The sequence below is a fragment of the Aeromicrobium sp. genome (assembly GCF_025965075.1).
Classification (GTDB): domain Bacteria; phylum Actinomycetota; class Actinomycetes; order Propionibacteriales; family Nocardioidaceae; genus Aeromicrobium.
Window position 1 is genome coordinate 1 of the sequence record NZ_JAOPXQ010000136.1, and the last position, 8,344, is coordinate 8,344.

The following is an 8,344-nucleotide window of genomic DNA, read 5'->3' on the forward strand; positions in this document are numbered from 1 at the left end:
CGGCATCCCGTCGTCGTCCTCGCACGCCCTGATCGGCGGCCTGATCGGCGTCGGTCTCGCAGCCGGCGTCGGCGTCGACTGGGACAAGGTCGTCGAGAAGGTCGCCATCCCGATGGTCGTCAGCCCCGCGCTGGGCTTCGGTGGCGCCTTCCTGATCATGCTCGCGATCATGTGGATCTTCCGGCACGCCAACCCGCACACCGTCCACCGCGGCTTCCGGCTGTCGCAGACCGTGTCGGCCGCCGCGCTGTCACTGGGCCACGGACTCCAGGACGCGCAGAAGACGATGGGTGTCATCGTCCTGGCCCTGATCGCCGGCGGTTACCACTCCAACGCCAACGACGACATCCCGCTGTGGGTCATCATCTCCGCGGCCGGTGCGATCTCGCTCGGCACGATGTCCGGCGGCATGCGCATCATGCGCACGATGGGTCGCCGCATCATCGCGCTCGACCCGCCGCGTGGCTTCGCCGCGGAGTCGACCGCGGCGATCGTGCTGTACGGCATGGCGATCGGTGCGCACGCCCCGGTCTCGACGACGCACACCATGACGTCCGCCGTCATGGGTGCGGGTGCGACCAAGCGCTTCAGCGCCGTCCGCTGGGGCGTCGCCCGCGGCATCATCACGGCCTGGGTCCTGACCCTGCCGGCCGCTGCCGTGGTGGGCGCTGTGACGTACTTCGTGCTGCGGCTCCTGATCCCCGGCAACTGACGCCCCGTCGGTTTACCACGGTCCCTGGGTAAACCTGCTCCTCCCGCGGGAAGTTTCCCCCGGGAGGAGCCAGTTTGCCGAGGGACCGTGGTAAACCGTCCTCAGCCGAAACGGCCCTGGATGTAGGCCTCAGTGGCGGGGTCGGTCGGGTTGGAGAAGATCGTCTCGGTGCGGCCGACCTCGACCAGGCGGCCGGGCTTGCCGACGCCCGAGAGGTTGAAGAACGCCGTCTCGTCCGAGACCCGGGCGGCCTGCTGCATGTTGTGGGTCACGATGACGATCGTGTACTGGCTCTTGAGCTCGTGGATCAGGTCCTCGATGACGCTGGTCGAGATCGGGTCGAGCGCCGAGCACGGCTCGTCCATCAGCAGGATCTCCGGCTCGATCGAGATCGCCCGGGCGATGCAGAGCCGCTGCTGCTGGCCGCCCGAGAGGCCCGAGCCGGGACGGTCCAGCCGGTCCTTGACCTCGGCCCACAGGCCGGCGCTGCGCAGCGCACGCTCGACGATGTCATCGGACTCGGCCTTCTTCATCCGCTTGCTGTTGAGCTTCTGCCCCGCCAGGACGTTGTCGTAGATCGACATCGTCGGGAACGGGTTCGGTCGCTGGAAGACCATCCCGATCATGCGGCGCACGTTGACCGGGTCGATGTCCGAGCCGTAGAGGTCCTGTCCGTCGATCAGGACCTTGCCCTCGACGCGCGCACCGCGGATCACCTCGTGCATGCGGTTGAGCGACCGCAGGAAGGTCGACTTGCCGCAGCCCGAGGGGCCGATGAACGCCGTGACGGACTTCGCGGCGATGGGGATCGTCACATCCTCGACGGCGAGGAAGTCCCCGTAGTAGATGTTGAGGTCCGAGACGTCGATGCTCTTGGCCATGGTGGGTGTCCTTCCGGGACTCAGCGCTCGCCCTTGGGCGAGAAGAAGTAGGAGACGAGGCGGGCGATGAGGTTGAGCAGCATGACGATCAGCAGCAGGGTGAGCGCCGCGCCCCAAGCACGGTCGATGCTGAACTCCGGCGGGACGCCGGGGCTGCGGACCGACTGGTAGGCGAAGACCGGCAGCGTTGCCATGCGGCCCTCGAACAGGTTGAAGTTCACCGAGTCGGTCGCGCCCGCGATGATCAGCAGGGGAGCGGTCTCGCCGATGACCCGGGCGATCGCGAGGGTGATGCCGGTGACGATGCCAGCCAGCGCCGTCGGGAGGACGACCTTGGAGACGGTGCGCCACTTCGGGACGCCCAGGGCGTACGCCGCCTCGCGCAGCTCGTTGGGGACGAGCTTCAGCATCTCCTCGGTGGAGCGGACGAGCACGGGGATCATCAGGACCGACAAGGCCACCGAGCCGCCGATGCCCATGCGGACGCCCTCGCCGAAGAACACGACGAACAGGGCGTACGCGAACAGGCCCGCGACGATCGACGGGATGCCGGTCATGACGTCGACGAGGAAGCGGATCCAGCGCGAGAGCCGGTTGCCGTCGGCGTACTCCACGAGGTAGATCGCGGCGAAGATGCCGATCGGGACCGAGATGACGGCCGCGGCGCCGGTGATCAGCAGGGTGCCGACCAGCGCCTGGTAGATGCCGCCGCCCTCGCCGACGACGTTGCGCATCGAGTACGTGAAGAACTCCGCCGACAGCACCTTGGTGCCCTTGCTGATGACGGTGTAGAGGATGCTGACCAGCGGGAACATCGCCAGCACGAACGCGCTCGTGACCAGGGTCGTGACGAGCCGGTCGGTCGCCTTGCGCCGGCCCTCGACCACGACCGACCAGAGCGGCAGCGCCAGGCTGAGGACGAAGACGACCAGCGCGGCGAGCACCAGGGTGGTGCCCAGCAGGTAGAGGATCCCCGCCACCACGACCGCGACGCCCGGCACGGCCTTGCCGGCCCAGGACGGCAGCTGCGCGCCGTAGAGCTCCTCGCGGACGTCGACGGGGCCCGGGTGGTTCAGGAGGTTCGTCATCAGTTGGCTCCGGAGAAGTCTTTGCGGCGGTCCACGACGGCCCGCGCGGCGAAGTTGACGAGGAACGTGATCACGAAGAGCACCAGGCCGCTGGCGATCAGGACGTTGACGGTCCTGCCGCTGGCCTCCCCGAAGCTCAGGGCGATGTTGGCGGCGATCGTGCTCGGGTTGGTGCTGCTGATCAGGTTGGCGGTCACGGTCCCGGCCGTCACCGAGAGCACCATCGCGACGGCGAGGGTCTCGCCGAGGGCGCGGCCGAGGCCCAGCATCGCGGCGGACACGATGCCCGAGCGGGCGTACGGGAAGATCGCCAGCCGGGCCATCTCCCAGCGCGTCGCGCCGAGGGCCAGCGCGGCCTCCTCGTGCAGGCGCGGCGTCTGCAGGAAGATCTCGCGGCAGATCGCGGTCATGATCGGCAGGATCATGACCGCGAGGACGATGCAGGCGGTCATGATCGTGCGGCCCGTGGCGGAGGCCGGACCGGCGAAGAACGGGATGAAGCCGGCGTGCTCCTCGAGCCACTCGTAGACCGGCACCATGTGAGGGGCGAGGTACTGGATGCCCCAGAGGCCGTAGACGACGCTGGGGACCGCGGCGAGCAGGTCGACGAGGTAGCCGAGGACCTGGCCGAGGCGGCGGGGCGAGTAGTGGGAGATGAAGAGGGCGACACCGATCGCGACAGGGGTCGCGATGATCAGGGCCACGATCGCGGCGATCAGGGTGCCGTAGACGAGCGGCCAGACGTACGGCCAGAAGCTCTGCCCGCTCTTGACCTCGTCGGGGCTGGCGAGGATGCCGGGGATGCCCTCGATCGTGAGGAAGGCGGCGACGCCGGCGAGCGTCAGCAGGATCAGGAGTCCCGCGCCGGTCGACAGCCCGGCGAAGACGCGGTCACCGGTGCGGACGACGGTGGAGCGCTTGCGGGGAGCCAGCGTGCTGGTCACAGGCGGTGTGCCTTTCACAAAGATGACGGTGCTGCCGCCCGGCCCGCGAGGACCGGGCGGCAGCGGGGATCAAGCGGCCTTGATCGTCTTTATCGCGGACTGGACCTTGCTGGCGAAGTCGCCCGAGAGCGGGGCAGAGCCGGCGCTGGAGGCGGCGGCAGCCTGTCCGTCCTCGCTCGCGACGTAGGTCAGCCAGCTCTTGACGAGCTCGGCCTGGGCCTTGTCGCCGTAGGTCTGGCAGGCGACCTGGTAGGACACGAGGACGATCGGGTAGACGCCCGCCTCGGTCGTCTTGTGGTCGACGTCGACGGCGATGTCGGTGGCGTCGCGGCCCTCGACCGGTGCGGCGGTGTCGAGCACCTTCGCGGCGGCCTCGGGCGTCGGCTCGGTGAAGTCCTCGCCGACCTTGACCTTGGCCTTGCCGAGGTCGCCGGCCTGGCTCTCGTCGGCGTAGCCGATCGTGCCGTTGCCGCCGCTGACGGCCGCGACGACACCCGACGTGCCCTCAGCGGCCTCGCCGCCCTTGACGGGCCACGTCTCGACCACGCCACCGGTCCAGCCACCGTCGGAGGCCTGGTCCAGGTAGTCGGTGAAGTTCTTGGTCGTGCCCGAGTCGTCCGAGCGGTGGACGGCGGTGATCTTGGTGCTGGGCAGCTTCGCGTCGGGGTTGTCGGCCTTGATCGCGGCGTCGTCCCAGGTGGTGATCTTGCCCGCGAAGATCTGGCCGATCGTCTTCGGCGAGAGGTTGAGCTCGTCGACTCCGTCGAGCTTGAAGATCACGGCGATGGGGCTGACGTAGACCGGCACCTCGACGATGTCGCTCTGGCACTTGTCCTTGGCCGCCGTGACCTCATCCTCCTCGAGGTAGGAGTCCGTGCCGGCGAAGGCGACGCCTCCGGCGATGAACTGCTCGCGGCCGCCACCCGAGCCGACCGGGTCGTAGTTGACGGTGGAGTCGGGGTTCGCGGTCTGGAACTCCTTCTTCCAGGCGGCGATGGCCGCTTCCTGGGACGTGGCGCCTGCGCCGTTGAGCGTGCCGGACACGCTGTCGCCCGATGCAGTGGCGCTGCCGCCGTCGGACTCGTTCGCCGCACCGCAGGCGCTGAGGCCGAGGGCGAGTGCCAGCATGGCCGCGGGGGCGGCGATGCGGAGGTGGTTGCGCTTCACGGGGGGTCCCTCTCTGGGATTCATTTGATGCTTACCCGGTGAACGTAGAAGGCGCAGGTGTATCGATCTCCGACCGTGGGTGAACGGACGGTGAACGGTGATCCAACGGTTGGCGCTCGCCCGTCAGAGCAGCCGCTCTGTCGCGAGGACGTGTCCCTTGCGGTGGTGCACGACGACCGCCTCGCCCGGGGCCAGGTCCTGCAGGTCGACGCCGATCGCCTCGAGCACCCACGGCAGCGTGGGCCGGTGCGTCGAGACCACGACCGGCTTCTTGCGGTCCATCAGGGCGGCGATCGAGCGCTGCACCGAGGACGGGTTGGTGTCCTCGGCCAACCGGTCGTCGATCTCGAGGAACGTGCTGATCGAGTGGGCGTACGGCTCGACGGTCCGCGCGCACCGCACGGCCGGGCTGCTCACGACCCGCAGGACGCCGTACGCCCCGAGCAGCGGGACGAGCGCCACGGCACGCTCGGCTCCGCCGGCGGTCAGGGGGCGGTCGAGGTCGTCGACATCGCTCGAGCGCGGCGCGGCCTTGGCGTGGCGCAGCACGATCAACGTCCGGCTGCGGTGCGCCTGCCGGTCGCGCAGCTCGTCGAACTCCTCCAGCAGGCTGACGTCGTGCGCGTACGTCAGCAGGTCCCGCGCCTCGCGCAGGCTGATCCACCGGATCTCGTCGACCTCCTTGTTGGGCACGAACGGCGCCGCCTCGTCCGCGCCGACGGCATGTGCGCACCAGTAGGACACCTGCTTGATCCCATCGTTGACGGGATAGCTCAGGTCCTGCAGGGGGTGGCCGAGCCGGACCCGGATGCCGGTCTCCTCGCCGATCTCGCGGACCGCGGTCGCCTGCAGGCTCTCACCGGGGTCGGTCTTGCCCTTGGGGAAGGTCCAGTCGTCGTACGACGGCCGGTGCACCACCAGCACCTCGATGCGTGGCTCGGGCCGGGCCGAGCCGGGCCGCTTGCGCCACACGATCCCGCCGGCGGCCGTCGTGATCCGTTCACTTGCCATGCTGCGTATTGTCCCCTGAGGAAGTGGACAGTGGATGAAGGAGGTGTGGACGTGGCGCGACGTCGTCCTGCCGTCCGTGCCGTCATCGTCCCGCTCCTGGTGCTCGCGCTGGCGATCGGCACCGGCTGGTGGGCCAGCGCCCGCGACGCCGACACCCGCTCCTCGCTGACCTCGGGGCTCGACGCGCTCCCGGCCGGCACCCAGGTCGCGGGCTTCACCGACTGGGCGGCGATCCGGTCGGCCCTCGACCTCGGGCGTGCGTCGTCCGCGGCCGGACGCGCCGCCCTGACCGACGACGCGAGCCTGCGCGACCTCACGACGCGGTCGGTCGTCGGCCAGGCGATCGACGGGATGGAGACGTTGTACGGCTGGTCGGCCGCCGACCTGGACTGGGAGGCGTACGGTCAGGCGGCGGCGGGCTCGGCGATGGTCGCCCGGCTCTCCGGGTGGGTCTCGCTCGACGCCGTCAAGGCCCGACTGCGCACGCTCGGCTACACACGGTCCGGGGGCACCTGGACGCTGAGCCCGGCGGGCCGCGCCGCGGTGGGGCCCGACCTTGCGGCGACACTGGGCTTCGTGGCGGTGCTGGAGCGGGAGCGGATCGTCGTCGCGACCGACCGTCCGGCGTACGTCCCGGTCGTCGTCGGCACGATCCGCGGCGACCGCGCCTCGCTGCTGTCGGTGCGACCCGCCGCGGACGTCGCGAGCAGCCTGGCCGGGTCGGACGCGGCGCTCGTCCAGGCGCCGGCCATCGGCTGCAGCACGACGAGCCTCGCGGACAAGGGCGCCGACGTGCAGGCGCAGGCCGCAGCGGCGCTCGGCCGGGCCGGCCGGCTGCAGGAACCGACGTTCACCGGCCGTGGCCTGGTCGAGGGCGATCCCGACCAGACCATCACCTTCGCGTCGGCGTTCCGGTCGCCGGCCGTCGCGGCCGACCAGGCCCGGGTCCGGGCCGTCCTGGCCCGCGGGCCGTTCGTCGGTCGCACCGGCCGGGTCGAGGACTCGCTGACCGGGCTGGTGGCCGGGTCGCGGGGGAGCGTGACGACGCTGCGGTTCAGGCTCGACCCCGACCGTGGGACGTACCTCGCCGGTGACGGTCCGCTGCTGTTCGCCTCGTGCCCGTGACCCGCTAGGTCCGCGAGCGGCGGGAGCGGGCCCGGGCGATCAGCTGGGCCTGCAGGTCGGTGCTCCCGATGTGACGGGTCCAGGTCCCGTCGGGGCCGAGGCGCCACGACGTCGTGTCGGGGTCGGCCGCCGTCGCGAGCAGGTCGCCGAGGGCCTCGGTGTGCGACGCCGACGGCATCCGGGCGAGCACCTCGACCCGTCGGTCCAGGTTGCGGTGCATCAGGTCGGCCGAGCCGATCCACGCCTCGGCCTCTCCGCCGCCGGCGAACCAGTAGACCCTGCTGTGCTCCAGGAAGCGGCCCAGGATGCTGTGCACCCGGATGTTGTCGCTGAGCCCCGCGACACCGGGGCGGAGCGTGCAGATGCCGCGGATCACGAGGTCGACCTCGACGCCGGCGCGGGACGCCTCGTAGAGCTTGTCGATGATGGCCTCGTCGACCAGCGAGTTGACCTTGAGCCGGATGCCCGCGGGACGGCCGGCCCGGTGGTGCGCGATCTCGGTGTCGATCCGCTCCAGGATCCCGTCACGCAGACCGGCGGGGGCGACCATGAGCCGCTGGTAGGAGAAGTCCTGCGCGAAGCCCGACAGGTTGTTGAACAGATCGGTCAGGTCGTGCGTGATGGCGGGGTCGGCGGTCAGCAGCCCGAAGTCCTCGTAGAGCCGCGCGGTCTTGGGGTTGTAGTTGCCGGTGCCGATGTGGGCGTAGCGGCGCAGGCCGTCGGGCTCGTCGCGGACGACGAGCGCCAGCTTGCAGTGGGTCTTGAGGCCGACCAGGCCGTACACGACGTGGCAGCCCGCCCGCTCGAGCTTGCGGGCCCACCGGATGTTGGCCTGCTCGTCGAAACGGGCCTTGATCTCCACCAGCACGAGGACCTGCTTGCCGGCCCGGGCGGCGTCGATCAACGAGTCGATGATGGGGGAGTCGCCCGAGGTGCGGTAGAGCGTCTGCTTGATCGCGAGCACGTGCGGGTCGGCGGCGGCCTGCTCGATGAACCGCTGCACGCTGGTCGCGAACGAGTCGTAGGGATGGTGGACCAGGACGTCGCGCTTGCGCAGTGCGCTGAACAGGTCGGCCGGCTCGGAGGTCTCGACCTCGGCGAGGTGCAGGTGGGTGCCGGGGATGAACGGCTCGTAGCTGAGCTCGGGGCGGTCCAGGTCGGCGATCTCGTTGAGGCTCCGCAGGTCCAGGGGTCCGCGCAGGCGGATGACCTCGTCGGGTCGGACACCGAGCTCGGAGACCAGGAGGTCCAGCACGCCGGGGTCGATCGACTCCTCGACCTCGAGGCGCACGGGCGGACCGAACTTGCGGCGCAGGAGCTCCTTCTCGAGGGCCTTGAGCAGGTTCTCGGCGTCGTCCTCCTCGACCTCGAGGTCCTCGTTGCGGGTCACCCGGAACGCGTGGTGGGCGATGACCT

The 8,344-nt window shown here is 70.3% G+C and carries 8 protein-coding genes; 2 read left to right on the forward strand and 6 right to left on the reverse strand.

Annotated elements, in window-relative coordinates; genetic code table 11:
* The coding region (locus tag JWQ91_RS08450; protein WP_297782429.1) for an inorganic phosphate transporter at positions 1-712 on the forward strand (712 nt) is incomplete at its 5' end.
* Positions 713-813: 101 nt separating this feature from the next.
* On the opposite strand, the gene pstB is transcribed toward JWQ91_RS08450, so the two are convergent.
* The 5 genes from pstB to JWQ91_RS08475 form a co-directional block, all read right to left on the reverse strand.
* Positions 814-1,593 (reverse strand): phosphate ABC transporter ATP-binding protein PstB, encoded by a 780-nt coding sequence (gene pstB, locus JWQ91_RS08455; protein WP_297782431.1) that lies wholly within the window; start codon positions 1,591-1,593, stop codon positions 814-816.
* 20 nt (positions 1,594-1,613) lie between these two features.
* Positions 1,614-2,681 carry a phosphate ABC transporter permease PstA gene (gene pstA / locus JWQ91_RS08460; protein ID WP_297782433.1) on the reverse strand — a complete coding sequence of 356 codons (1,068 nt, stop codon included), beginning with the start codon at positions 2,679-2,681 and terminating at the stop codon, positions 1,614-1,616.
* On the reverse strand, positions 2,681-3,625 hold the full coding sequence (gene pstC, locus JWQ91_RS08465; RefSeq protein ID WP_297782435.1) for a phosphate ABC transporter permease subunit PstC: 945 nt from the start codon (positions 3,623-3,625) through the stop codon (positions 2,681-2,683). Before pstC ends, pstA begins: the two co-directional genes overlap by 1 nt.
* A gap of 69 nt (positions 3,626-3,694) precedes the next feature.
* Complete coding sequence (pstS, locus tag JWQ91_RS08470; protein WP_297782437.1) at positions 3,695-4,792, reverse strand: phosphate ABC transporter substrate-binding protein PstS; 1,098 nt, start codon at positions 4,790-4,792, stop codon at positions 3,695-3,697.
* A gap of 123 nt (positions 4,793-4,915) precedes the next feature.
* Positions 4,916-5,803 carry an NUDIX domain-containing protein gene (locus JWQ91_RS08475; RefSeq protein ID WP_297782439.1) on the reverse strand — a complete coding sequence of 296 codons (888 nt, stop codon included), beginning with the start codon at positions 5,801-5,803 and terminating at the stop codon, positions 4,916-4,918.
* 51 nt (positions 5,804-5,854) lie between these two features.
* On the opposite strand from JWQ91_RS08475, the gene JWQ91_RS08480 reads away from it, so the two are divergent.
* Positions 5,855-6,928, forward strand: a complete 1,074-nt coding sequence (locus JWQ91_RS08480; RefSeq protein ID WP_297782441.1) for a hypothetical protein — start codon at positions 5,855-5,857, stop codon at positions 6,926-6,928.
* A gap of 4 nt (positions 6,929-6,932) precedes the next feature.
* Here JWQ91_RS08480 and ppk1 read toward each other — a convergent pair.
* Positions 6,933-8,344, reverse strand: a 1,412-nt coding sequence (gene ppk1, locus JWQ91_RS08485; protein ID WP_297782443.1) for a polyphosphate kinase 1, incomplete at its 5' end; no start/stop codon positions are given.